The 25,994-nt window shown below is 36.6% G+C and carries 25 protein-coding genes; 20 read left to right on the forward strand and 5 right to left on the reverse strand.

The genetic code is table 11. From position 1 onward, the window contains the following. Window positions 1-44 precede the first annotated feature (44 nt). From ODZ84_RS20300 to ODZ84_RS20310, 3 genes are all read left to right on the forward strand, one after another. The gene (locus tag ODZ84_RS20300) at window positions 45-1,967 is read left to right on the forward strand and encodes a tetratricopeptide repeat-containing sensor histidine kinase (RefSeq protein WP_266174222.1); all 1,923 of its coding nucleotides are present in this window, start codon (window positions 45-47) and stop codon (window positions 1,965-1,967) included. A 101-nt stretch (window positions 1,968-2,068) separates the two neighbouring features. Further along, complete coding sequence (locus ODZ84_RS20305) at window positions 2,069-2,803, forward strand: LytR/AlgR family response regulator transcription factor (RefSeq protein WP_266174223.1); 735 nt, start codon at window positions 2,069-2,071, stop codon at window positions 2,801-2,803. 85 nt (window positions 2,804-2,888) lie between these two features. Continuing rightward, window positions 2,889-3,431 (forward strand): lipocalin family protein, encoded by a 543-nt coding sequence (locus ODZ84_RS20310; protein WP_266174224.1) that lies wholly within the window; start codon window positions 2,889-2,891, stop codon window positions 3,429-3,431. Window positions 3,432-3,537: 106 nt separating this feature from the next. On the opposite strand, the gene ODZ84_RS20315 is transcribed toward ODZ84_RS20310, so the two are convergent. Then, window positions 3,538-4,020 carry a DUF7832 domain-containing protein gene (locus ODZ84_RS20315; RefSeq protein ID WP_266174225.1) on the reverse strand — a complete coding sequence of 161 codons (483 nt, stop codon included), beginning with the start codon at window positions 4,018-4,020 and terminating at the stop codon, window positions 3,538-3,540. A 98-nt stretch (window positions 4,021-4,118) separates the two neighbouring features. Between ODZ84_RS20315 and ODZ84_RS20320 the strand changes: the two genes are divergently transcribed. The 12 genes from ODZ84_RS20320 to ODZ84_RS20375 all read left to right on the forward strand — a co-directional run bounded on the left by ODZ84_RS20320 (window position 4,119) and on the right by ODZ84_RS20375 (window position 18,801). Further along, window positions 4,119-5,369 carry a CinA family nicotinamide mononucleotide deamidase-related protein gene (locus ODZ84_RS20320; protein ID WP_266174226.1) on the forward strand — a complete coding sequence of 417 codons (1,251 nt, stop codon included), beginning with the start codon at window positions 4,119-4,121 and terminating at the stop codon, window positions 5,367-5,369. Window positions 5,370-5,480: 111 nt separating this feature from the next. After that, window positions 5,481-7,556 carry a M13 family metallopeptidase gene (locus ODZ84_RS20325; RefSeq protein ID WP_266174227.1) on the forward strand — a complete coding sequence of 692 codons (2,076 nt, stop codon included), beginning with the start codon at window positions 5,481-5,483 and terminating at the stop codon, window positions 7,554-7,556. 240 nt (window positions 7,557-7,796) lie between these two features. Beyond that, window positions 7,797-9,893, forward strand: a complete 2,097-nt coding sequence (locus ODZ84_RS20330; protein ID WP_266174228.1) for a M13 family metallopeptidase — start codon at window positions 7,797-7,799, stop codon at window positions 9,891-9,893. Window positions 9,894-10,146: 253 nt separating this feature from the next. Then, complete coding sequence (locus ODZ84_RS20335) at window positions 10,147-10,593, forward strand: type VI secretion system contractile sheath small subunit (protein ID WP_266174229.1); 447 nt, start codon at window positions 10,147-10,149, stop codon at window positions 10,591-10,593. A gap of 21 nt (window positions 10,594-10,614) precedes the next feature. Further along, window positions 10,615-11,976 carry a DUF5458 family protein gene (locus tag ODZ84_RS20340; RefSeq protein WP_266174230.1) on the forward strand — a complete coding sequence of 454 codons (1,362 nt, stop codon included), beginning with the start codon at window positions 10,615-10,617 and terminating at the stop codon, window positions 11,974-11,976. Between the two features lie 78 nt (window positions 11,977-12,054). Beyond that, complete coding sequence (locus ODZ84_RS20345) at window positions 12,055-12,504, forward strand: hypothetical protein (protein ID WP_266174231.1); 450 nt, start codon at window positions 12,055-12,057, stop codon at window positions 12,502-12,504. Window positions 12,505-12,614: 110 nt separating this feature from the next. Next, entirely contained in the window at window positions 12,615-13,658 is a 1,044-nt protein-coding gene (locus tag ODZ84_RS20350; protein WP_266174232.1) for an A/G-specific adenine glycosylase, read from the forward strand. Between the two features lie 296 nt (window positions 13,659-13,954). Beyond that, window positions 13,955-14,512, forward strand: coding sequence for a gliding motility lipoprotein GldD (gldD, locus tag ODZ84_RS20355; RefSeq protein WP_266174233.1), 558 nt, complete (start codon window positions 13,955-13,957; stop codon window positions 14,510-14,512). Between the two features lie 30 nt (window positions 14,513-14,542). Beyond that, on the forward strand, window positions 14,543-15,466 hold the full coding sequence (locus ODZ84_RS20360; protein WP_266174234.1) for a PfkB family carbohydrate kinase: 924 nt from the start codon (window positions 14,543-14,545) through the stop codon (window positions 15,464-15,466). An 87-nt stretch (window positions 15,467-15,553) separates the two neighbouring features. Beyond that, window positions 15,554-16,924: a peptidylprolyl isomerase gene (locus tag ODZ84_RS20365; protein ID WP_266174235.1), complete on the forward strand. Its 1,371-nt coding sequence runs from the start codon at window positions 15,554-15,556 to the stop codon at window positions 16,922-16,924. 134 nt (window positions 16,925-17,058) lie between these two features. Continuing rightward, window positions 17,059-18,003, forward strand: coding sequence for an NAD(P)H-dependent flavin oxidoreductase (locus tag ODZ84_RS20370; RefSeq protein WP_266174236.1), 945 nt, complete (start codon window positions 17,059-17,061; stop codon window positions 18,001-18,003). A 12-nt stretch (window positions 18,004-18,015) separates the two neighbouring features. Next, entirely contained in the window at window positions 18,016-18,801 is a 786-nt protein-coding gene (locus tag ODZ84_RS20375) for an alpha/beta fold hydrolase (RefSeq protein ID WP_266174237.1), read from the forward strand. Between the two features lie 88 nt (window positions 18,802-18,889). Here ODZ84_RS20375 and ODZ84_RS20380 read toward each other — a convergent pair whose 3' ends face one another. The 3 genes from ODZ84_RS20380 to ODZ84_RS20390 all read right to left on the reverse strand — a co-directional run bounded on the left by ODZ84_RS20380 (window position 18,890) and on the right by ODZ84_RS20390 (window position 21,084). Further along, complete coding sequence (locus tag ODZ84_RS20380) at window positions 18,890-19,705, reverse strand: prolyl oligopeptidase family serine peptidase (RefSeq protein ID WP_266174239.1); 816 nt, start codon at window positions 19,703-19,705, stop codon at window positions 18,890-18,892. Between the two features lie 266 nt (window positions 19,706-19,971). Further along, window positions 19,972-20,757, reverse strand: a complete 786-nt coding sequence (locus ODZ84_RS20385) for a GLPGLI family protein (protein ID WP_266174240.1) — start codon at window positions 20,755-20,757, stop codon at window positions 19,972-19,974. A 51-nt stretch (window positions 20,758-20,808) separates the two neighbouring features. Beyond that, on the reverse strand, window positions 20,809-21,084 hold the full coding sequence (locus tag ODZ84_RS20390) for a hypothetical protein (protein WP_266174241.1): 276 nt from the start codon (window positions 21,082-21,084) through the stop codon (window positions 20,809-20,811). Between the two features lie 269 nt (window positions 21,085-21,353). Here ODZ84_RS20390 and ODZ84_RS20395 point away from each other — a divergent pair, with 269 nt between their 5' ends. The 3 genes from ODZ84_RS20395 (at window position 21,354) to ODZ84_RS20405 (ending at window position 23,703) form a co-directional block, all read left to right on the forward strand. Further along, window positions 21,354-23,066, forward strand: coding sequence for a helix-turn-helix domain-containing protein (locus ODZ84_RS20395; protein ID WP_266174242.1), 1,713 nt, complete (start codon window positions 21,354-21,356; stop codon window positions 23,064-23,066). A gap of 245 nt (window positions 23,067-23,311) precedes the next feature. Next, window positions 23,312-23,494: a hypothetical protein gene (locus ODZ84_RS20400; RefSeq protein WP_266174243.1), complete on the forward strand. Its 183-nt coding sequence runs from the start codon at window positions 23,312-23,314 to the stop codon at window positions 23,492-23,494. Between the two features lie 20 nt (window positions 23,495-23,514). Next, entirely contained in the window at window positions 23,515-23,703 is a 189-nt protein-coding gene (locus ODZ84_RS20405; RefSeq protein ID WP_266174244.1) for a bacteriocin, read from the forward strand. A 14-nt stretch (window positions 23,704-23,717) separates the two neighbouring features. Here ODZ84_RS20405 and ODZ84_RS20410 read toward each other — a convergent pair. Then, window positions 23,718-25,075 (reverse strand): IS3 family transposase gene (locus ODZ84_RS20410; protein ID WP_408612347.1). Its coding sequence is split into 2 segments (ribosomal slippage): window positions 23,718-24,737 and window positions 24,740-25,075, totalling 1,356 coding nucleotides; the frame shifts between segments, so codons are not numbered across the junction. Window positions 25,076-25,225: 150 nt separating this feature from the next. On the opposite strand from ODZ84_RS20410, the gene ODZ84_RS20415 reads away from it, so the two are divergent. Both ODZ84_RS20415 and ODZ84_RS23715 read left to right on the forward strand, forming a co-directional pair. Continuing rightward, window positions 25,226-25,681 (forward strand): CPBP family glutamic-type intramembrane protease, encoded by a 456-nt coding sequence (locus ODZ84_RS20415; protein WP_266174245.1) that lies wholly within the window; start codon window positions 25,226-25,228, stop codon window positions 25,679-25,681. Between the two features lie 32 nt (window positions 25,682-25,713). After that, entirely contained in the window at window positions 25,714-25,971 is a 258-nt protein-coding gene (locus ODZ84_RS23715; protein ID WP_408612445.1) for a helix-turn-helix domain-containing protein, read from the forward strand. The last annotated feature ends 23 nt before the right edge of the window (window positions 25,972-25,994 follow it).

Raw genomic sequence — 25,994 nt, forward strand, 5'->3', positions numbered from 1 at the left:
ACTGAAATAATAAAGCCGAAGCTAAGCATACCATGTTTTTCATAATGATTAATTTAATTACAGCCGCAAACATAGCCCGGAAAGCAGCCGGAAAATATCTGAACTTGGTGAAAACAGCTTTTCACTTGGTGAATAGTTCTTGGGCAGTCTGGATATATGCATATCTTTGTTTTATGAAAATGCTCCAGCTTTTTGTGATCGTTCTGTTCTTCCTTTTTGTGGATAATTTATATTCTCAGACCAGAAATGACGTGGTGTATGATGTTCAGATACAGTCTAAAAAACTGAAAACAGCCGTTGACAGCAAAAATGAGTCTGCTCAGGCCGATTCCTATTTCCGGATCGGGGAAACATTTTTTAATGACGGAAACTTTTCTAAAAGTGAAGAATATTATACCCGTGCTAAGAACATCTACGAAAAACTGAATGATAAATCCAATATCGAAAAAGTTAGCCGGAAACTGGCCCGGTCTCAGGAAAATCAAAATAAAATAGCACCTGCGATCAGCAATTACAGCCGGGCAGCAGAAATCAATTACTCCGAAAAAGGCAAAACCATTAATTCCAACGACGCAGCAAGACTCTCTTCAGCTTCTAAAGAGGTAAAAACGGAGGCAATTCAGAGTAATATCGAAATCAGTAAGAAAGAGAACAATAAAGCTGATCTTGCAGCAGGTTACAGCCAGATGGCAGAGGTTAACATTCAGGAAAAAAATATTCCGAAAGCAGAAGAAAACTTAAAAAATGCCTATAAGATTTCCAAAGCAGAAGCGCCACAGCAGGCTTTGGAGATTAGTCAGAAATTGACGGATTTTTATGTCAAGAACAAAAAGTTTGACAAAGCCATAGAAACTAAAGAGAAGGTACTGAAAGAGAATTTTGTGCAGGAAGATTCCCGGGAAAATGTCAATCAGATTCAGGAACTGGCAGATATTTACATTAAAAAAAATGATCCTGAAGAAGCCATCGGTTTACTGAAGAATGCATACGGAATTGCTTTACAGAAAGGACACACCCTGGAAGCGCAGAAAAGTGTTAAAAGACTTGACAGCCTTTACGCTCTTTCACAGAATACAGACGCTTCAGTGAGACTGTACCGTGATTTTCTCGGAAAACTGCCGGAATTGGTGTCAAAAGATAAAAGCCTGGTAGACCAGAAGATTCTGGAAGATACCGAAGAGAGAATTTCACAACTGGAAAAAGAAAGGTCGCTGAAAGACGAGCTTCTCCGGAAAAAGAATGTTTTCAACTACAGTTTAATCGGAGTTTTGGCCGTCTTATCGGTTTTGGTCATCTTTATTTTCAGGACATTAAAAAAAGTTCAGGTCAAAAATAAAAAGATCGCTTTACAGTCTCTACGCCGGGAGATGAATCCTCATTTTATTTTTAACAGCTTAAACAGTGTTAATCATTTTATTGCTACGAATAATGAGCTCGAGGCGAATCTGTATTTAACGAGATTTTCAAAATTAATGCGTGGCGTAATGGAGAACTCTACCGAGGATTTTATACCGTTTCAGCAGGAACTGGATCTGCTTCAGAATTATCTGGCCCTTGAAAAAACACGGTTTGCAGATAAATTCGATTACGAAATTATATTTGATGAAGACCTGAATATACAGAGTTTAAAAGTTCCCGGAATGTTGATACAGCCGTTTCTGGAAAATGCGATCTGGCACGGACTCCGGTACAGAACAACCAAAGGCTTTTTAAAATTAATCTTTGAAAAAGACCGTCAGCATCTGAAGATTACCATTGAAGACAACGGTATAGGAATTAAAGAAAGTAAGAAACAGAAAACCACTCATCAGAAAAGCAGGGAAGGCCGCGGTATGAAAAATACACTGGAACGTATTCAGCTGCTGAATGATTTGTATAAAAATGATATTATGTGCACGATCAATGACAAAGAAAACAATAAAGGAGTGGAAGTGACGATCAGAATCAGTTTGACATCAGAAAAATAGGTTTATCCTCTTTAATTAAAACTAAAGTTACCTTCACCGTCAGGCAGGAAGTGACGAAGACTGAAAAGATGTAATCGATAATAAGCTTAACCAGAAAAAATATGAAGATACGATCCGTAATTGTAGATGATGAATTCATTGCCCGGGATGTTCTGAGGAACTATCTTACCAAATACTGTCCGCAGATTGAAATTATAGGGGAAGCGGAAAATATAAAGGAAGCCGTCCCATTAATTACCGAAAAGCAGCCGCAGCTGGTATTTCTGGATGTTGAAATGCCGTTTGGAAATGCTTTTGATGTATTGGAAGCGACAAAAGAATTTTCTTATGAAACAATTTTTATCACGGCATTTTCACAATACTCTCTACAGGCACTGAATAAGTCTGCAAGTTATTATATTCTGAAGCCTATTGATATCCAGGAGCTGATCTTGGCAGTAAATAAAGTGGCTGAAAGCATTGAAAGTAAAGAAGAACTGAACCGCAATAAAATTCTTCTGGAAAATTTAAAATTAAAACCTGAAAAACAACAACTGATATTGCCGACTTTGCAGGGTTTCGATGTGGTAAAGACAGAAGATATTCTAAGGCTGCAGGCTGACGGGAACTTTACACAGGTTTATCTTACCGATGGCTCTAAGAAAATGGTCTGCAGGTTTTTAAAACATTTTGATGACCTGCTGGAAAATCCCTTTGTAAGAGTTCACCGTTCCCATATTATCAATACCAATTTTGTGAAATCATATCATAAAAGCGGAACAGCCACTCTTTCCGACAGCACGGAAATCGAAATTTCCGGAAGTTTTAAAGACCATTTTTTAAAGATTTTTTCTTAAAAAACTTAAAACGGCTGTCTGATGGCCACTGCCATTTCAGGCATTATTTTTGAAGCTTTCATGATTACCACAAACATCTATTATTATGAATACTTTTAAAAAAATTGCCATTCCTGTCACCTTGGGTGTTTTAGGATTAATGATTTTAAATTCCTGTTCGGTAGGTATTCCTAAAGGAGCAGTAGCCGTCAGTAACTTTAATGCAGATAAATATCTGGGCCAATGGTACGAAATTGCCCGTTTCGATTATAAATTTGAAAGAGATATGGATAATGTCACCGCTACGTATTCATTAAATCCTGACGGAACAATTAAAGTACAGAACAGGGGATATAATTATGTAAAAAAAGAATGGAAAGAGTCCGTTGGCGAGGCTAAATTTGTCAATGAAAAAACCGAAGCCCGGTTAAAGGTTTCATTTTTTAAACCCATCTGGGCAGGATATAATGTGATTGATATTGATGAGAATTATCAATATGCCCTGGTCGTAGGAAATAGCCTGAAATATATCTGGATCTTATCCAGAAACCCTGAAATTCCGGAAAGCATCAAACAGAGATTCCTGGAAAAAGCAAAAAATATAGGATACAATACAGATGAACTGATCTGGGTAAAACACAATCAATAGTTCATTACGCGTAATCATAGTATTGACAGTCAATGTTGGATATTCAAACCTTATAGGTTTTAAAAACCTATAAGGTTTCTTTATTATAAAGATTAAAGGCCCATCCTTAATTCAGCATCTGCGCTTTATATTCCTTCCATTCCTGAAAGCGGTGATCAATCATCTGTTTCATGAGATCGTAGTTTTCCCAAGTATCTTCAATATGGTAAAATGTCTCGTATTCAAAGTCCTTTTCTTCTGCTTTGGCGTCAAAAAGATTGATGTAATCGTCCGCAAAAGAACTGAATTTATTTCCGAATTCAGTGTCATCAGCATAATAATCTTGGGCAAAGCTGTTTCCCAGGTCATTCAGATCATATTCAGAAAATTTTCCATCGCAGAAGTCCATTACAAATTCTGCCCCGGTAATGTCTCTTCTTTTTAGTTTTTCAATTCCTTCTTCAGCATCCTCTTTCATCTCATCAGAAATAAACCCGTTGGCAATACACCAGTTGAGAAACATTCCGGTATGAGTTGCACCATTTTTTATCGGAAGTTCGCCGGGAAAATCTCCACTGTAGTGCCATGAGGCATCATCATATTTCGTCATAGTTTTAAACAATTTACTTCAAAAATAAAAAAAATCAATTTATATTGTCCGTCAGCAGGAAATTGCCGTCATTTGCAGGAGAAATTTTCGAAAAAATTATGGAAAATGCCGTTTTAATTACAATTGGTGATGAGATCCTTTCCGGAAACACGGTGGATACCAATTCTAATTTTATTGCCACTGAACTCAAGAATATCGGAATAAAAGTTTCTCAGATTTTAACCATTTCAGATGAAATTGAAACCATAAAAAATACGCTGGAATCTGCCCTTGCAACAGGTGACCTGATCATTACAACGGGCGGTTTGGGGCCTACCAGAGATGATAAAACAAAAAAAGCCATCGCTGAATTTTTTCATGATGAAATTGCACTGGATGAGGCTACTTTTAATCATCTGAAAGCTTATATGGAAAAACGGGGAAGATTGGAAATCCTGGAAAGGAACCGTGAGCAGGCTTTTGTGCCTACGAAGTCTACGGTATTTCAAAATCATTTCGGGACCGCACCCTGTATGATGATGGAGCAGGACGGGAAACTCCTGTTTAGTCTCCCGGGGGTGCCGTATGAAGTGAAACCGCTGATAAAAGATCAGATTATTCCCTATTTAAAAGAAAAATTTAACCTCAGTTATATTTCAACAAGAATTGTTTCTGTAGTAGGAATTCCTGAAAGTATTCTGGCAGATACGATTGAAAGCTGGGAACTGGCCTTACCCGGAAACCTGGCCCTGTCTTATCTTCCGGTGGGAACGCGTGTCAAGCTGCGGTTAACGGCAAGTGGAGAGGACGAAAGCATTTTGCAGAAACTGTTGGAAACAGAAATCCAGAAGCTGTTTCCCATCATTGGTGATCATATTTTTGCAACTTCTGAAGATAAAATAGATAAAATTCTCGGCGAGATCCTGAACGAAAGAAAAATGACTGTTTCTACCGCAGAAAGCTGTACAGGCGGGGAACTCGCGAGAATGATCACCTCAAATTCCGGAAGTTCAAAATATTTTTTAGGAGGTGTCGTTCCTTATGCTACGGAAAAGAAAATTAAGATTTTAAAAGTAAAAAAAGAAACTGTAGACGAATTTACCGTAGTCAGCGAGCAGGTGGCAACGGAAATGGCAAAAGGATGCCAGGATCTCTTCGGAACAGATATCTCGTTATCTACCACAGGAGTGGCGGGGCCCGGAAAAGGCGAGGACGGAAACGAGATCGGAACTGTTTTCTACACCATAAGAGTTCACGACAAAGAAGTTACTTCAAAATTATATATGCCTCATCTGGAAAGACAGGATTTTATGTATTTCGTCTCTCAGAAAATCATTCAGGATCTGGTTGGGATTTTAATCGGTAAATAATTTACTGAAATAAATACGGTTGTTTTTCTGCTGAAATCCATTTGAAAAAATTAAAAATAACCCGTAACAAAATAAAAAAATAATATACCTATTGTATAAATTGTTATCATAATGAAAAAATTAACTCTTTCCTTGTTTTTATTAGCAGGAGTTTGTTCACTGAATCTGGTGAATGCTCAGTCTAAATCAAATAAAGCAGCGTTGGCTATTGCTGATAAAACCGGTGCTTCAGATAAAGGTTTAGAACTGAAATATATGGACAAATCTGTTCGTCCGCAAGATGATTTTTACAACTACGTGAACGGTACGTGGATGAAGACAGCCAAAATTCCTTCTGATAAACCAACCTGGGGAAGTTTCAACAAACTGGCTGATGATACAGATAATAATTCAATGACGATCCTGAATTCCCTTCTGAAAGATAAATTCGAAGCAGGAACCGAAGGTAAAAAGATCCAGGATCTGTACGCTACGTACATGAATATGGATAAGAGAAATGCAGACGGCATAAAGCCTATTCAGGAAAATATCAGCAAGATCGATGCGATTAAAAATCTTACGGATCTTCAGAATTATCTTACTTCTGTGACGAAAGAGGGCGAAAACACTTTCTACGCGTGGGGAGTGGACGCAGATTTGAAAGATTCTAAAATGAATGCTGTTTACTTAGGCAATGCTTCTCTCGGTTTAGGAAGAGATTATTACCAGAAAGTAAACGAAAAAAATACCGAAGCTATTGCTGAATATCAGAAGTATGTAGCTTCTATGCTGAAAGAATTAGGATACAAAAATGCTGAGGCTGCTGCAAAAGGTATCGTAGATTACGAAAAAAGTATTGCCCAGACTTACCTTACAAACGAGCAGAGTCGTGATAACACCCTGCAGTACAATCCTGAAACCATGGCTCAACTTTCCGCTTTGGTGAAAAACGTAAACCTTCCTGCTTATCTTAAAGCGGTGGGGGTAAACACCGATAAAGTAATTATCGGAGAACTTGGATACTATAAAAACTTAGATAAATTTATCAGTACAGAGAATCTTCCTGTCATTAAGGATTACCTTAAATTCCACATGATCCACGGAAGCGCTTCTTACCTGAGCCAGAAGTTAGGAGACATGAAATTTGCTTTCTACGGTAAATATTTAAGAGGTCAGCAGGAGCAGAGAGCGTTAAACAAAAGAGGATATGAGCTGATCAACGGTTCTTTGGGTGAGGCTTTCGGAAAGCTGTATGTTGAAAAATATTTTCCGGCAGAAGCTAAAGCGCAGATGGTTGAACTTATTGACTATTTAAAGAAAAGTTTTGCTGTTCACATCAATGGTTTAACATGGATGTCAGCGACGACAAAGGAAAAAGCTTTGACGAAACTGAACAAATTTACAGTGAAAGTAGCTTATCCGGACAAATGGAAAGATTATTCCAAATTAAACATCGTATCCGAAGCTAAAGGCGGAAATTTGTATTCCAACCTTCAGAATATCGGAGAGTGGCAGTATAATAAGGATTTAGCCAAAATCGGAAAGCCGGTGGATAAATCGGAGTGGGGAATGACTCCACAGACGGTTAATGCTTACTACAACCCGGTAAACAACGAAATCGTATTCCCGGCTGCTATCCTTCAGCCTCCTTTCTTTAATCCTAAAGCAGATGCTGCCGTTAATTTCGGAGGAATCGGTGCTGTAATCGGTCACGAAATGAGCCACGGATTTGATGATTCAGGTGCACAGTTCGATGCAGATGGGAATTTAGTAGACTGGTGGACTCCTGAAGATAAAGCCAACTTCGAAAAAGCGACCAAAGCGCTTGCTTCTCAATACGACAAATATGAGCCTGTAAAAGGAACCAACGTTAACGGAACGTTCACGAACGGGGAAAATATTGCTGACTTAGGCGGGGTGAACATCGCTTATGACGCACTTCAGATGTATCTGAAAGATAAAGGCAACCCTGGTTCCATCAGTGGTTACACTCAGGATCAGAGATTCTTCTTAAGCTGGGCAACCGTATGGAGAACATTATCAAGTGAAAAATATATGGTAAACCAGGTGAAAACAGATCCGCATTCTCCGGGATATTTCAGAAGTTTTGGGCCGTTATCCAATGTTGATGCTTTCTACAAAGCGTTTGATGTGAAACCGGGTGACAAATTATACAAAGCTCCTCAGGACAGAATTAAAATCTGGTAATCAATACCCGATAATAACAGAAACCGTTCAGAAATGAGCGGTTTTTTTGTTCAAAAGTTATGCATAAGATATGATCAGCAATACGTTAAGAATTTATCTCCATCTACACTTTTATGTGCTTTTTTTCAATCATAATTACTAACTTATAATTCATCATTAACAACTTATTACTTACTCTTAAAATAATTCATCAGAATTCGTATATTTGGTAAGTTTGTGTAAAATCAAAAATTATCACTAATGAAAAAGCTGAATATCGGAATACTTGCCTTTTCCGGGCTGGTATTCTTAAACTCGTGTGGTGCGACAAAAACAACCGGCAGTACCAATGCTGAAACCTCAGTAGCCGTTGCAGAACCAGTGAAAAAGGAAGAAGTAAAAGAGGAGGGAATCACTTTATCTTATATGGATAAAAGCGTTCGCCCACAGGATGACTTTTTTAGCTACGTTAATGGAAACTGGGTGAAAACTACTCAGATTCCTGCTGATAAAGCGAATTGGGGCTCCTTCAATGCATTAAGAGAAAATGTAGATGACGCCTCTTTAGATATCCTGAACAAAATTTTGTCCGAATCTTATGCGGAAGGCTCTGAAGGACAAAAAATTCAGAACCTGTATGCCTCTTTTATGGATACGTCAAAGAGAAATGCCGAAGGCTTAGCACCTATAAAAGGAGATCTGGCTAAAATTGACGCCATTAAAAATCTTAATGATCTTCAGAAATATCTTTTGGAAGCGACCAGGTTGGGTGACAACTCTTTTTATGGATGGAGAGTGGGTGCCGATATGAAAAATTCTACGATGAATGCCGTCTATCTTGGCGGTCCGGATCTCGGATTAGGAAGAGATTATTACCAGAAAGTAAATGAAGCCAATACCAAAACTCTTGCAGAATACCAAACCTATGTAGGAAAATTATTCGGGGTTTTAGGATATAAAAAATCAGATGCAGCTGCTAAAAACGTAGTGGATTTTGAAAAGCAGCTGGCTAATTATTTACTGACCCTTGAGCAAAACAGGGATGCGAATCTAAGATACAATCCTAAGACAGTGGCTGAGCTGCCTGCCCTGGTGAAAAATGTAAATCTTGCAAAATATCTGACAGATGCCGGCGTAAAAACAGATAAAGTAATCGTCGGGGAATTGAAGTATTATCAGAATATGGATCAGTTCCTAACCCAGAAAAATCTCCCTTTGCTGAAAGATTATCTCAAATATCATTTAATTAACGGTAATGCCAGCAATTTAGATGAAAATTTGGAGCAGATAAGATTTGACTTCTATGCAAAATATCTTCAGGGACAGAAAGAGCAGCGTCCGATGAATAAAAGAGGTCTGTCTCTTGTCAACGGCGTTTTGGGAGAAGCATTCGGAAAATTATATGTTGAGAAATATTTTACTCCTGAAGCAAAAGCGCAGATGGAGACTTATATCCAGTATATTTTAAAATCATTCAAGACCCACATTAATGATATGGATTGGATGTCTCCAGTTACAAAAGTAAAAGCTCAGGAAAAATTATCAAAATTCACCGTGAAAATCGCTTATCCCGACAAATGGAAGGATTATACTCCATTAAAAGTGGAGTCTCCGAAGCAAGGGGCAACACTGTATTCCAATCTTCAGAATGTGGCCGCGTGGCAGTACCAAAAGAGTCTGGATAAAGTAGGAAAACCGGTCGATAAAACAGAGTGGGGCATGACTCCACAGACGGTAAATGCCTACTACAGCGGTTCAAATAATGAAATTGTTTTTCCGGCAGCCATTCTCCAGCCCCCTTTCTATAATCCAAAGGCAGATGCCGCAGTGAATTTCGGTGGCATCGGTGCCGTGATCGGTCACGAAATCTCTCATGGATTTGACGACAGCGGATCCAGATTTGACGGGGACGGAAATTTAAATAACTGGTGGACGGATGAAGACCGTAAAAATTTCGATGCGAAAGTAGCGCAGCTGGCCAGTCAGTACAGCGCCTATGAACCGGTAAAAGGAAGCTTTGTAAACGGTAAGTTTACAAGTGGTGAAAATATTGGTGATCTCGGTGGAGTTGCTGTAGCCTATGATGCGCTGCAAATGTATCTTAAGGATAACGGAAATCCCGGACTCATCAGTGGGTTTACCCAGGATCAGAGATTCTTTATGAGCTGGGCGACCGTGTGGAGAACTAAAGCGACCGATCAGTACATGATCAATCAGGTAAAAACGGATCCGCACTCTCCAGGTGTTTTCAGAGCCTACGGCCCGTTGGTGAATCAGGATGCGTTTATAAAAGCGTTCGATATCAAACCGGGGGACAAAATGTATAAGGCACCTCAGGACAGAATAAAAATTTGGTAAGACAAACCAAAATTGTTAGAAAGAAAAACACATCAGAAATGATGTGTTTTTTTATTATTTTTCCTAGTTTAGTAACATGATAAATTAATTATTTAATTCGTGAATTGTTCATGTATTAAATATTTCAAGAAAAATCTTAACAAAATTTTGTATGTTACAGTTTTTTTTTAAATTTAGACATTGGATTGGTCAGTTATTTGATGATCATAAAACCAACTCACACCAAAACAAAGAATCTCAAAATAACAATAATATGGCAATGTTTAATTATGGCGTTGGCGGAAACGAAGTGAAAGTAGACGCTAATGAAGCTATTCAGGAAATTCAGGAGAATAAATCTCTGATTGTAAGCCAGCTTACGACAGATGAATCTTATGTTCCTGAAATTGTAACGGGACTAAAGACTGTGGACGACGTCTTCAAACATTTCCAGCCTTCTGTAAGCGTGCAGCACGAGACGGAGGACGGCAATGTAGTGGAAGAGGAGTTCCGTTTTCAGAATCTTGCGGACTTCACCCCGAAAAATCTTACCCAGAAATCAGATTATTTACAGAACCTCAGCATGGAACAGGAGCAGTATAACAAAATTGTCCGACAGCTGAAAACAAATAAAATTCTGCGTAATATGCTGGAAAACGATCAGACCAGAGCTGCATTCGTAGAAGTATTAAAAGAAGTGGCACAAGAACTTGAAAAATAATTTAAAGACTTTACATTAATCATGGATAGTAAACTACAGGCAGCAGAGGGTCAGCAACAAGGTCAACAGCAACATACAGGTCAACCGAAGGGTAATCCGCTTGCCGAACTCAATAAAATAGGTGGTTTTGGTTTTGTAGAATCCGTTGTAGACGGGATCGCAAACATGAACCCCACAAGAAAAGCCAGAAAAGAAATTTTTCTGAATGACGGAAATAAAGCAGAAGAAAGAAAAGAACTTCTGCAGAAAATAAACCTTTGGGTAAACCTTCTTGAAAGTAATGAGTCTGCTGATAAAATGGCCGATACGTGCAAAACAAAAGCTCAGGCTGCAGATCAGAATTTAAAAACAAATCTTAAAAATACCCTGGACGCTGTTCGACAGTTAGAAACAAACTACAGAACCGTTGCTCAGTTTTACAAAAATACGGAACTTGACAAGGTTGACAATGTCAGTATTGTCAATGCCAGTCTGGATCAGGTCTCCGATCTTGACAATCCGCTTTTCATTGACGCTATTGCCGAAGAATTTAAAAATTATTATGACCGTTTAGACCTCAGAGATAATTATTCGATTCTTGCCATTCCCGGATACTTAGGATCTAATAAGGTCATTGAAAAATGGGCGAAAATCTGTAACGAGAATAAAGTAATGATGGTCACGGATTTTGCGAATCTGGATAAGCCCGATGATGTCGTTGATCTTTTCCATTCCGCGAACCTTACAGGAGGTGAATTGCACCGAAGTAATGTGATTATGACGTGTAACTGGCTTGTAGGACGTGGAAAAGCAGAAGAAGTAGGAGAGGAGGAAAATGTTGAACTTCCGCCATCGACCTCACTAGCCGGTAAAATCCATAAAACACTGATGTCACAGGTAGCAGCAGGTAAAAAGCATGGTAATATCAATGAAGTGGACGCCGTAAAATTTGAACTGAAGAAAAGTGAAATTTCCCAGCTCGAAAAAATGGGACTGGTTCCGATGGTGAATGAATATGGTAAAATCATGGCATTCTCTGCGAAAACACTATTCACCGGGGATAATATAGGTCTTCAGACGTATTCCGTAGTTCGTGTATTTGATTATGTAACCAAGGTCTTACTGGATTTCCTGAACCGAAGAGCTTTCGAAAACTGGAATTCTAAAAATGAAGATGACCTGAGAAGACAGGTGGTCACTTTCCTGGATAATATTAAAGGACCTGATAAATTGATTGAAAAATTTAAAATCGTCCGATTTGAACAGGATAAAGTAAACAAAGACAGAGTATGGCTGGATATCCGGTTAACGCCTTACTTCCCGACAAAAAGTTTCGTTATAAAACTGGACGGACATAAAGGGGACGATGGAAACGAATGGGATGCTGAATATATTCAGGATTAATTAATCCGATAAAAATAAAAAAACCGATGCAATCTTATTACATCGGTTTTTTTCTATCAAATCATTAAAACTATAATTATGAAAGGCAGGTTACCGTACTTTTTGCCATTACTGCTTATGATTTTCAGCTGTGAAAAGAAAGAGATGCAGATCCCTCATGAAATTGATCTTTTTGCACAAGAACGGAGGGAAGGGAAGGCCTATATAATGAGTGCGCAGGAATGTTTCGATGCAAGTGATCTGGTGGTTTCAACAGCCGGTATAAAACTTGTGGATAGCTCCACAGGCCGTGGAAGATCCTTCTTTATCTATAAAATCAATTCTGGTGAAATATTGAAATCAACACGGGATTCAGTACTTGGTTTTCCTTTCCAGATGGTGTCTGCACAAAGGCTGAAATTAAAAAAAGAGCCTATCTATGTATATCTTAAAAAACTACAGGGATACCGATTTATTGCTGAAGAAAAAAAATTAAAATATCAGTGGCTTAAAGGTGCTTCCGTTTATACAGTGAAAGAAGAAGATTAAATTATCTTTGTATCATATTAAAACAGATCCGTTAAATTTAAAAAACGGATAGGTTAATATTCAAAAGCACTCAGGAGAAATAATGTTTCTCAATAATAAAGCTAAATTTTTTGGAAAATACAGAAAGCCGGAACTTCAGACCTATAGGCAACAAACTTCTTGTCTGGTATAAACAGAATGCCAGGGATTTACCCTTCAGACAGACGAAGGACCCCTATAAGATCTGGATTTGTGAAATCATATTTCAGCAAACGAGAATCAGCCAGGGGCTGGGGCATTATAACAATTTCATCAGGAGATTTCCTGATGTAAAAACCTTGGCAGAAGCTGAGGAAAATGAAGTTTTACTCTATTGGAAAGGACTGGGATATTATTCCCGCGCGATCAATATTCATAAAGCTTCCCTGCAGATCATAAATGATTACAATGGAAGTTTTCCGGACCAGTATGACGATATTTTACAGCTGAAAGGGGTTGGAAAATATACAGCTGCCGCAGTTTCAAGCATTTGCTTTGGCGGAAAAATGCCTGCTGTGGACGGAAATTTTTACAGAGTACTGAGCCGTATTTTTGCAGATGATTTTGATATTTCCGGTTCCGGGGCATTCAGTTATTTTTCAGAGTTGGCCCATTTGATTCTTCCTGAAAATGTAGGGGATTTTAATCAGGCGATGATGGATTTGGGCTCAGAAGTATGCAAGCCTAAGAATCCTCTATGCAGTGAATGTCCTGTGAATGAAGACTGTCTTGCATTTTCATTAAATAAGGTATCGGAATTCCCCGTTAAGACAAAAAAAGTGAAGGCATCAGACCTGCATTTACAATATTATTTTGTTCATAGAAACGGGCAGTTTCTAGTTCAGCAAAGAAAAGATGACTTTATCTGGAAAAAGCTTTTCGAATTTCCACCGGCAATCCCTGACGAACTGCTTCCCTTTATTAAAAGTGTAAAAAAAGTACATCATAAACTCACGCACAAAAACTTAAGCATCGAAATTTTTAACGTTGAGGTAGATTCAGAAGAAGTATGGAAGGCATTTGTTGCAGACCATGATTACCTAATAACAAGTGTCGAAGGTTCGCATGAAATGTCTTTTCCCAAACCTTTGGAAAACTATATTCAGAGTTATGATCATGCCTACAGGATTCTTTAGGAATAAGAAGTGAGCTACGGAAGTTTACAGAATAGCGACTGGAAATCCATAACTCCAATCTAATTCGTTACGAATGGCACGAGTGAAAAATATCAGTGTCATATCTAAATAAAATGTCTGTGTAAACTTAAAAACGCACAGTATTTAAAGAAAGCTTAGTATCCATCTAAATCAAAAGACAAATATTATCAAAAATTTTAAAACAAAATTTAATTTCAGCAAAATCAGATATAAAACCCATTGAAATCCTGAAATTTGTCTTCTTAAATCTAAAATCTAATTTGTACTTTTGCAAAATGTTTAAAAACGCCATTTTTATTTTTGTAGTTTTACTTTTGGTGTCCTGTGGGAAAGATCCTGTTCCGAAGCCTTATGGTGAGCTTCGCTTAGAGTACCCGGCACCAAAATATCAGAAATTTGAAAATAACTGTCATTATACATTCGAATATTCTGATTTTGCGAAAATTACAGACGCCAAAAAACCGTGTTGGTACTATCTGAATTATCCTCAGATGAAGGCCAAAATCTTTGTAACCTATTATCCGATACAGAATGATTTTGCGTCACATATCCAGGAGGCTGAAAAAATGGTGTATGAGCACACGATAAAAGCCAGCTCTATCGATACGAAATCTTTCGAATACCCGGAAAAAAAGGTTTACGGAAATTTTTACGAACTCAAAGGACAGAGCGCTTCCAATCTTCAATTTTACATAACAGACAGTTCGAAACATTTCGTGACTGCCTATTTATACTTCAATACAAGGCCTAAGCCTGATTCTTTAGCTCCTGCAGTAGATTATATCAGGAAAGATATGAAACATCTGCTGGATACTTTTGAATGGAAAAATTAATTTACGTTTAAAATATACTTTGAAAAAAATATGAAACTTTTAGTTGTAGGAAGCGTTGCATTTGACGCCATTGAGACGCCATTTGGAAAAACAGATAAAATTTTAGGAGGTGCAGCTACGTATATCGGGATCACTTCATCTATTTTAGGGGTAAAATCCGGAATCGTTTCTGTAGTAGGAGGAGATTTTCCACAGGAACACCTGGATATGTTTACAGACAGAGATGTAAATATCGAAGGAATAGAAATCGTAAAAGACGGAAAAACATTTTTCTGGTCAGGAAAATACCACAACGACTTAAATACACGGGATACTTTAGCAACAGAAGTAAATGTTTTAGAGAACTTCGATCCTAAAATTCCGGATTCTATGCAGGATGCCGAGATTTTATTATTAGGAAATCTTCACCCCGGCGTACAGCTGTCAGTTCTGGAAAAAATGAACGAGCGTCCAAAACTGGTTATTCTTGATACCATGAATTTCTGGATGGATTCTGCATGGGATATTCTGATGGATATGATTGCTAAAACAGACGTGATCACCATTAATGATGAAGAAGCAAGACAGCTTTCAGGAGAATACTCTCTGGTAAAAGCGGCTAAAAAGATCCATACCATGGGACCGGAATATGTGATCATTAAGAAAGGAGAACACGGAGCCTTACTTTTCCATGATGGTAAAGTATTTGCGATTCCGGCCCTTCCGCTGGAAGAAGTTTTTGATCCGACCGGAGCAGGAGATACGTTTGCAGGTGGTTTTGCCGCTTACTTAGCCAAAAAAGAAAAAATAGATTTCGAAACCATGAAGTCAGCCTTAATCGTAGGTTCAGCCATGGCCTCTTTCACCGTAGAAAAATTCGGAACAGAAAGAATCCAGGAGGTTAGCGAAGCCGATATGTTCAGCAGATTGAGACAATTCAAAGAATTAACGACTTTCGATGTAGAAGTACAGTAAATACTTCTTTTTAAGAAATATTTATAATAAAAAATTTAGTGTGATTCATTAAGAATTCTAAATTTGCAACTTGTTTAAAATAGTAAAATGATAAATAAACTAAAGATCACTTTTCTTTTTGCAGTTTTTGTGATGCTGTTGACTTCAAACAGCATGAAAGCTCAGGTTAAACCGGGAGAACTAGTGGATGGTATTGCTGCTGTAATCGGTGATGAGATTGTTTTGGAGTCTGATGTAAATGAGCAGATGAATTATGCAAAACAGCAGGGCGCTTCTAATATTGATAAATGTGACTTCCTGGAAAATCTTCTTAACAATAAACTTCTGGTATACGAAGCAAAAAAAGATACTTTGATTGAAAACCGGTCTGCTGCCATCAAAGAGCAGGCAAATGGTAAATATCAACAGTTGCTTTCTCAGTTCCCCGATGAAAAATCGATGTTGGCGGCTTATAAGTTCAGAACAGGGTATGAGATGAAAAACGCGATCGAAAAGATCGATACCGATACCTATTACGGACAGGCAAAATATCAGAGGGTTACAGAAAAAGCTGACGTTACCCCCAATGAGGTAACCGATTTTTATACGACTTATAAAATGCAGCTACCGGAGATCAAGGATGAAGTATCATTAGCTCAGATCATGATGTATCCGAAGCTTACAGAAGCTCATAAACAGGATCTTATAAACAGACTGAAGAAGATAAAACAGGACATTGCAGGAGGAGAGACGTTTGAAAGCCAGGCGAGAATCTATTCCGAAGATCCGGGTTCTGCTTCCACCGGAGGTCTGATGAAGAATATTTCAAAAGGACAGATGGTAAAACCATTTGAAGCTGCGGCATTAAATCTTCAGGAAGGTGAAATTTCCGACCCTATCGAAACGGAATTCGGATACCATATCATCCAATTGACCAGAAAGTCGGGAAAGATCTATGATGCAAGACATATTCTTCTAATGGCAACCCCTACTGATGATGAGGTGAAAACAGCCAAGACAAAACTGGACAGTATCAGAACTTTAATCGTTGACGGAAAAATGACATTTAAAGACGCTACATTCAGATTCTCTGATGATAAAAGAACGAAGTTCAACGCAGGTTTGATTCCCGGTGCTGACGGTTCAAGTAAAATCGAAAGAGAAAGTGTTCCGGGAACCATCAGCTATGAGCTGGCAGGTTTAAATAAAGGAGACATCACGACCGCATTTGATGATGAAGACGAAAGAAAGAGAAAAGTCGTGAAGATCATTAAAATTGAAGATGTGATCCCTGCCCACCAGATTAAGCTGGAATCCGATTATGACAGAATAAAGCAGATGGCACTGAATAAAAAGAAAAATGAAATGATTGAAAAGTTTGTTAATTCGAGACTTTCAACAACATTTATCTCAATAGACGGCCGTTATGATTCCTGCCAGTTCAAAGGAAACTGGAAAAAGGACGCCATTAAAAAATAAATTTAAACCTTCAGATTTTCCTGAAGGTTTTTTTGTGGAAAAAATTCTTTCATGGCCTTATATAAAGTGTTTTTTATTATTTTTACCCTATGGGCAATTTTATAGATTTTAATTCAGCAAAAAAGCTTAGCGAAATGCAGTCACAGCAAAATAAAATTACACAACTTTTTGAGATACAGTATCCTGTTATCCAGGCAGGGATGATCTGGCATTCGGGCTGGAAACTGGCTTCGGCGGTTTCCAATTGCGGTGGTCTGGGACTTATCGGAGCAGGAAGTATGTATCCGGATGTTTTAAGGGAAAATATTCAGAAGTGTAAACAGGCTACGGATAAGCCCTTTGGTGTAAACGTACCCATGCTTTACCCTAATCTGGATGAGGTGATGCAGATTATTCTGGAGGAAGGTGTAAAGATTGTTTTTACATCAGCAGGAAATCCTAAAACATATACCGGGGCTCTTCAAAAAGAAGGAGTGAAAGTCGCTCACGTGGTTTCTTCCACCAAATTTGCCATCAAATGTGAAGATGCAGGCGTAGATGCAGTAGTTGCAGAAGGCTTCGAAGCAGGCGGACATAACGGAAGAGATGAGACCACTACGTTCTGCCTGATACCGAACGTTAAAAATCATATATCGAAACCTCTAATTGCTGCCGGAGGCATTGCTTTAGGATCTCAGATGAAGGCAGCCATGATTCTGGGTGCGGACGGTGTCCAGATCGGTTCCCGTTTTGCCGCAACAGTGGAAGCCAGTGCTCATGACAATTGGAAAAAGAAAATCACGGAACTTAATGAAGGCGATACTCATCTTACCCTGAAAGAGCTGGCACCGGTGAGAATGGTGAAAAATAAGTTTTTTAATGAGCTGGAAGATATTTATAACCTGGGAAGAAATACAGAAGCTTTGGTCGCTTCACTGGGACGTGCAAGAGCCAAGCGGGGTATGTTTGAAGGCGATATGGAAGAGGGCGAACTAGAAATCGGACAGGTTTCAGCATTGATTCATGATGTTCTTCCGGTTGAGACAGTCTTCAAAAATCTATTGAAAGAATTTCAGCAGGCAGAAAATCCTGTTTTATAATATACCATTATCATGATAGAAGGAAAATTAGTTGAGGTAAATGGTCAGCAACTTTATATAGAATACAGTAATTCATTTGAAAATAGTCATACCCTGGTATTTTTGCACGATTCGTTAGGTTCGGTGCAGCTTTGGAGAGATTTTCCTGAAAAACTTTCACAGGCTGCAGGCTGCAATATTCTGATATATGACCGCTTAGGATATGGAAAATCATTTCCAATGTCTACTCATGAACGCGATAATGATTATATGGAACGGGAAGCAGATCTTCTGAATGATCTGCTTACCGGATTAAATATAAACGATGCCATTCTATTCGGACATAGTGACGGAGGAACAATCGCATTGATAACCGCCTCAAAATATCCCGAAAAAGTTAAAGCACTGATCTGTGAGGCCGGGCATATATTTGTGGAAGAAGTTACAGTAAAAGGTGTTGCAGAAGCCTTAAAAGCTTATCAGACTACCAACCTTCCGGAACGCCTGCAAAAATACCACGGAAATAAGGTGGAAATGATGGTAAAGGCATGGACGGAAATCTGGTTAAGCGAAAAATTCAAAAGCTGGAACATTGAATATCTTCTGAAAAATATAACCTCACCCTTGCTTTTCATTCAGGGGGAAGCCGACGAATACGGAACTTTGGACCAGGTGGAAAAAACAGTCACTCAGATAAGCGGAACAGCAGAAAAATTTATTATTCCGGGTATCGGGCATACGCCGCATAAGGAAGCTCCCTCAGCGGTATTGGCAAAAAGTGAGGTTTTCATAAAAAGTATAATGGATTTAAAAATTTAAGATAAAATCCTGTTTTTTAAATTTTATTTTCTTTTTTAAGCGTGAGTATCTGATCCTTAAGAATACTGTCCTGAGTCTTTAATGATAACTATTTTTTAGTTTTTTTCGGCTGGTAATCGGGGTGCCCAAGTTGCCATAATGCAAAAGCAAACATATCTCCTAAATTAGCATATCGTTGTGTTGGAGGAATATTACCTCCATGGCCCCCTTCAAAATCTATTTTCAATAAAGTAGGATTATGAGAAGCGTTATTAGCCATTAATTTTGCTGCAAATTTTACAGGTTCCCAAACGGTAACTCTTTGGTCGTTTATTCCTCCAGATATAAAAGTTGCAGGATATTTTACTCCTTTTTTTATATGGTGGTAAGAATCCATTTCCAGCAGAGCCTTAAACTCTTTGGGATCTTTTACGCTTCCGAATTCTTTGGGCTGGCCATTTGGTGTTGTTTCATCTCTAAGAGGGTTCATTACGCCAACTTCTGCAATAACAGCTTTAAAAAGGTCTGGTCTCTCAGTCATGGCCCTGCCCACTGTAATTCCTCCAGCACTGGCGCCCCAAATAGCTACTTTATCTTTTGAGGTATATTTTTCTCTTATCAGATATTCTGTACAATCTATTAAATCCCTCCAGGTATTGGGTTTTGTTTCTTTATATCCTCCCAAACGCCATTGTTCACCTTTTTCTCCGCCACCTCTCACATGAGATACCGCAACCATTCCTCCCTGATTAATCCATAACAAATACATTTTTGCGAAAAAAGGAGTATAGGATATTCCATAAGAACCATAACTATCAATAAGCAACATATTTTTCCCATCTTTTCTGAGATTCTTATTATATATTAATGATACCGGTATTTCTTCTCCGTCCCTAGCTTTTATGGAAATTTCATCGACTGTCATCTTTTTGAATTCAGGATACTCTGTAATAGGTGTAAGATTCTCAGGCTTCAGAGCATTAGTCTCTACATCATACTTAAAACGTTGTCCCTCATTTGCCCAGCCTGAGCACGTTATCCAAAAATCAGAGTAATTTACTCCTTTATTTTCAAAAGTAATATTTCCTGATGGATATGGGAGTCGGATAGGAATATCTTTTCCACCTTTGTATAAATATAATTTTGCTTCTACTCCGTTTTTTGTTGTAGTATAGTAAATCCCACCTTTAGTTATTCGATAGGCTCATTTAATTCCCATTCATAATTTTTTTCAATACCCAGTCTATTACTACTATAATCTATTCTAGTACCAGTTGGAAGATTATCTAAAACTTCTTTATTATTTTTTAACAATAATTGATCTTTTAATTCAACAAATTTTTTCATTTCAATTTTCGGATATTGTTTAAAAGAGGGGACTAAATTTATATTTTCCTTATAATCAATTTCCACCTTTTCTGCTTTCCAAATATTATATGATTTATTCTCGACCCTTAAGTCTAAAATTAATCCAGGTAAGCCAAAAAACTTAAATGGTCCAGTAGAATAGGGTAAATCTTTTGCAAAATAAGCTATGATATTTGACCCTCTAAAATTAGTTGTTGCTTTAATACAATTATATCCTGCAATTTTTTTTGTGCTTTTCTCATCAATACTCCATTTAGGTTTAAGAACTACATCATGAATGAAGTAATTATCATTAGGATTATTTCCATTAACAGGAGATGTAAAGAAAAAGTCTCTTTCGATTTTATCTTGATCATTTATTGTAGAAATATAATAAAATGCTCTTGTTGATTTTGAAGGCTTAAAAGCAGTGATATTTCCACTAGACATATTTTGATTCTTAAATTGGATAACAGAATCCTGTCTGGACATTACTTTATTCTTGTCAATATATAAATCTTCATAAAGTGTTGCAATTTCTGAGCGGACATACAAATATTTGACATGAATTTTTTGACAAAAGCATAAATTTGATAAAATTAGAATGTTTAAAATTAAAATATTTTTCATATAATTTGAAATATATGGGAAACTACGAATAATTTCCCATAATGATAGTTTTTAATTCATTGATACGCTAAAACCCGCTTTTTGTAATCTGTGTATTACCAAACTTTGCCACATTTGGCAGTTTTGTAAAGAAGATTGATCGGATGTTATCATATCATAGCCTGAAACATTTCCATCACCATCATAGTAAGTCACACTCACACCACAAAGTTGAAAAGGTTTAACATCAGAAACTTCAGTTTTGTTTTCTAAAACTTTCACCTCAGAGGTTTTCGCATTAATAAATCCTGCAACTCCGAAAGCTGCTAAAAGAATTACTTTTTTCATAATTGTTTAATTAAATAAATTTTAAAAATTAGTTTTTGTCATATAATCCCTGACATGGGTTTTTGCTGATCAGCATTTTATATCTGTAGTAAACTTAGATAAGAAGTAAGTATAAAAACAAACAATAGGTATAAGGATTTATAAATCTATATTGCGAAAATATTATACAAAATATTGATTATCAATGCTTTGATTGATTTGATGTTTGTTTATGTATTTATTGCTTTTTAAGATTAAGAAAGATGTAAATTTGTAGTAAACATTTACAAATGATGAAGTTTATGTATCCTATTGTACTACTTTTAGGCAAATTACTATATGCTCAAAATAGTAAAGCCGACACTTTAAATAACTTTACATATTCTCAATTGAAGAATAAGTTTTATGAATCTTACGAAAATGAAGATGTTTTCAAAACCAAGCTCATTGCTCAATGTTATCTAAATAAAGCAAAGAAAGAAAAAAACAATCTCCAAATTGCAGAAGGCTATATATTAGCACATTTTAATGAAAATTTCTCTTCGGCTTTGCAATATATTGATAGCCTTGCCATTATTTCAAAAAATATAAATGGAAGTTTATACCCCACCCGAACATATTTGATGAGAGGAAATCTATATTTTAAGCATGATTATCTGAAGAAAGCACTAGACAATTATATTATAGCTTTACAATATGCGAAAGACAGGAAAGATCAAAAACAGTTTGCCTATGCTAATATAAATATTGCTTATTTAAATAATTACTTGGGTAAATATACAGAAGCTGCCAAGACATTTAGATATTACTTATATAATTCAAATGATATAACCAACGATTCCCAACATAATCAAATACGTGTAAGTCTTATTTATTGTTATATTGAGCTTGGTAAACTGGATTCTGCCAATATTCTAATCAAAGAAGGACAAACATCGTCATTTACAAGAAAAAGTAAGTATAGTGTTAGCCAATATTCTTATTTTTCAGGATATTCTTATCTCAAGCAAAAAAAATATAAATCTGCTATAACAGAGCTATTAAAAGCATATGATTTTTTTTCCAGTATCCATGATCATAATGCGAATTATGCACTATATAGTTTGGGTAAATCTTATATTGGCTTGAAAGATAATAATAAGGCGGTACAGTATTTTATTAAACTAGATTCCAATGTGCAAAAAACAAATAAGACTTTTCCTCAACTACGGGAAGTATACACTTTTCTTATAGAATATTATAAAGAAAAAAATGATAAAGAAAAGCAATTGTATTACATTGATCACTTTTTAAAAGTAGATAAAAAATTAGATGAACAATTTAAATACTTAGCTACGGAACTTCCTAAAAAATATGATACCCCCAACCTTTTACAGGAAAAGGAAAGTATTATTAATGACTTAAAAAACAGAAAAAAAATTTTGTATGTCTCCATCAGTATTTTAGCTATAATACTTTTGTTGGTTTTATTCCTTTATTTTAAAGCAAAGAAAACAGCAAAAGAACACCGAAAAATTGCCCAGGAACTCATCCAAAATATTGAAAAAAGAAATTTTGAATCTACTACAGATAAAAAAGAAATTCCCGAGCTGCCTCTAGTGCCCGAAAATGTTAAAACACAAAATGCAATAATTAAAACTGTTCCGGAAGAAGTGACCGTGTCCATTCTAAAAGACTTGGAAATTTTTGAAAATAAACAACTGTTTTTAAAAAATGGGATTACATTAGCCAGTCTTGCAAAGAATATGAAAACCAATACAGCTTATTTATCTGAGACTATTAATAATCATAAAGGAAAAAATTTCACTTCCTATCTTAATGATCTGCGCATTGATTATGTTTTGGAGCGGCTTGTAAAAGATAAAAAATTCCGGTCTTATAAATTACCGGCCATTGCGGAAGAAATTGGTTATAACAATGTGCAGGCATTTGCGGTTGCATTTAAGAAAAGAACAGGAACTACCCCTTCAATTTACATTAAAGAAATTGAGACTCAACAATAATTTAATTAACTGATTTTCAGTTTTTTTAATTTTAATAATTTATAAATTCATACTATGGATTTATAAATCCTGATACCTATTGCTTTTTTTACTTTCAACTCTTGCTTAAGTTTGTCTCAGGTAAAAACACCAATATTTTCTTTTCATAATGCGCAGTATGAAAAGTATAAATAGAGCTGATCAGCGAAAACCCATGTCAGGGTTTATATGACAAAGTAATTTACTAAATTTAAAATATTAACAAAATGAATTTAAAAAATTTAAATGTAGAGGAGCTTAATGCTCAGGAAGTACTAACAATAGAAGGAGGAGGTCTTCCTAAATGGGTAAAAGGAGGAATTGTAGGATATATTGTATCAGAAGCAATTTCAAATTGGGATGACATCGAAAAGGGATTTTCTAATGGTTATAATACTGCACGTAATTAAACTTTAATAATTAAATTATTATGAAAAATTTAAAAGAATTATCATTATCTGAATTACAACAGATTAATGGTGGAGAATCATTTTGGTATAGAGTTGGTCAGGCTGTGGGTTATGTGGCGGGCGTTTTACATAATGTGAATGATGCTCATCGGGGAATTAGCTATTGTACGTCTTCAAACCAACTTAGACATTTTAGTTTAAATCCTTAAGGAGGATTTTCGATTTATAAACTTACTAATTTTTGTTGGTTATATATTTGTCTTCTTTTTCGGATGGATTCCGCTTTTGTTTGCTTTCTTTTTTCCAAAATCTGTTCTGATCTTCCGAAGTACACATCTGCTGGAGTGAGGTTATTTATCGACTCGTGATAGCGCTTGTTATTGTAGTTTTCTACAAACTTCTCCAGTGCCTGGATGAGTTCCTCGGGATGATAAAAATGATTTAGTTTCACTACATTTTTCATCGTTCTGTGATAACGTTCAATCTTGCCCTGGGTCTGCGGATGCATTGGTTTTCCGTGAACCTGTTTCATCCTTAAATCGTCTTTCAGATAGCTTTTCAACTCATTGGAGACGTAGCAGGAACCGTTGTCCGAGAGCAGTTTCGGTTTGGCTTTGGTCTTTAATTTTGCTTTTTTAATGGCTGTGTCCACCGTTCGTTTCACATCTTCGGCTTTCATTGAGTCGCATAGCTCCCAGTGAATGATGTAGCGGCTGTAATCGTCCAAGATCGTGCTCAGATAGTACCATCCCCAGCCTATGATCTTGAAATAAGTAAAATCTGTCTGCCACATTTGATGCACAAATTCCGTTTTGTCTTTGAACTCATTTGCTGCCGAAAGAAGAAAATGATTCGGTGCCGGGATTAAGTCTCTTTGCTTCAAAATCCGGTAAACACTAGATTCTGAAATAAAAACACTTTGCTCATCGGTAATTTTGTAGGCCAGTTCCCTTGCAGATAATTCGGTGTGTTCCAAAGCGATCTCTACTACCAGATCTTTCTGTCTTTCAGGAATGCTGTTCCATTGCCTATGGTTTGTTCTTTTCGTAGTTTCCAAGCCATCATAGCCGTTTTCCAAGTAGCTTTGATACCATTTGTAAAAGCTGCTTCTAGCAATTCCAAAACTTTCCAAGGTTCGTTTCACGCCGAGTTCACTTGTGGTTACCGTTTGAATGATCTCGTATTTCTCAGCTGCCGATAATCTCATATATTTCCTGTATTTATCGATTAATCCAGCCTGTCTAAACTTTTTTTTACAATGTCATAGCGAACGACCAGATCAGCTACGATCTCTTTCAAACGTGCATTTTCCTTCTTCAGATCTGATACTTCATCACTCGTAGCCTCGCGAGCGACATCTCCATTTAAGCGCTTCTTTCCTGCTTCCATAAACTCCTTGTTCCAGGCATAAAACTGCGACTGTGCAATATTATGGTTCCTGCAAAGTTCGGCTACGGAAGTCTCCGCTCGAAGACCTTCCATCACGATTAAAATCTTTTGCTCTGCAGTGAATATTCTGCGGGTGTTCTGCCGAATATCTTTTACGAATTTCTCGGTCGGTTTCTTTTTCGGTGTTGCCATAATTAAAATTACTCTTTTTATGAAAACACTCCTTAAATTTTTAATGTCTAATGTCCACTTTTTGCTGACGATTTACATTAGCTATGCAACTTGGAAAGATAAATAATATAAAAGCTGAATTCAAGGCTGCTGAAAAGTGGCCTTTTTACTATGGAAAAAAAATATAGCGAATTCTTAAAATTAATTTTTAGAAGAACGGTTATTGCTTTTCTTCTGTCATCCATTATATCTTACTTATTACATTTAATAAATCCTATTGAATACAACGGATTTTCGAGTGAAAATGCATGGATTGAAATTTTTGTTGCTTTTATTTTTGCTCCTCTTATTGAAACTGTAATATTTTTTTTCCTCACTTACAAAATTATCAATGCGATAAATTTTTTAAAGTATAAAAAAAACCTTTATATCCTTTTTTCTTCAATCACTTTTGGTCTTAGCCATTATTATAACATAAATTATATAATAGAAACATCTATAACCGGATTATTTATGGCTGATTTATTTTACACACTAGAAAAGAAAAGTAGGTTTGGTTTTACAGGTGTTTTTTTAATGCATGGTATATACAATATTTTTGTTTTTATTTTAAACTTACTTCTCTGAAAGGGTATGACTTAACCAGTTTAGCAAAAAGTATAAAAATCAATACTTTTTATTTATCCGAAATTATTGATACCCATAAAGGAAAGAATTTCAATTCCTATCTTAATGACCTGCGTATTGATTATGTTTTGGAGCGGCTTGTAAAAGATAAGAAATTCCGGTCTTATAAATTACCGGCCATTGCGGAAGAAATTGGTTATAACAATGTGCAGGCATTTGCGGTTGCATTTAAGAAAAAAACAGGAACTACCCCTGCAATTTACATTAAAGAAATTGAGGCTCAACAGTAATTTAATTAACTGATTACAATTAT

It is taken from the genome of Chryseobacterium fluminis (assembly GCF_026314945.1).
In the GTDB taxonomy this organism is placed as follows: domain Bacteria; phylum Bacteroidota; class Bacteroidia; order Flavobacteriales; family Weeksellaceae; genus Chryseobacterium; species Chryseobacterium fluminis.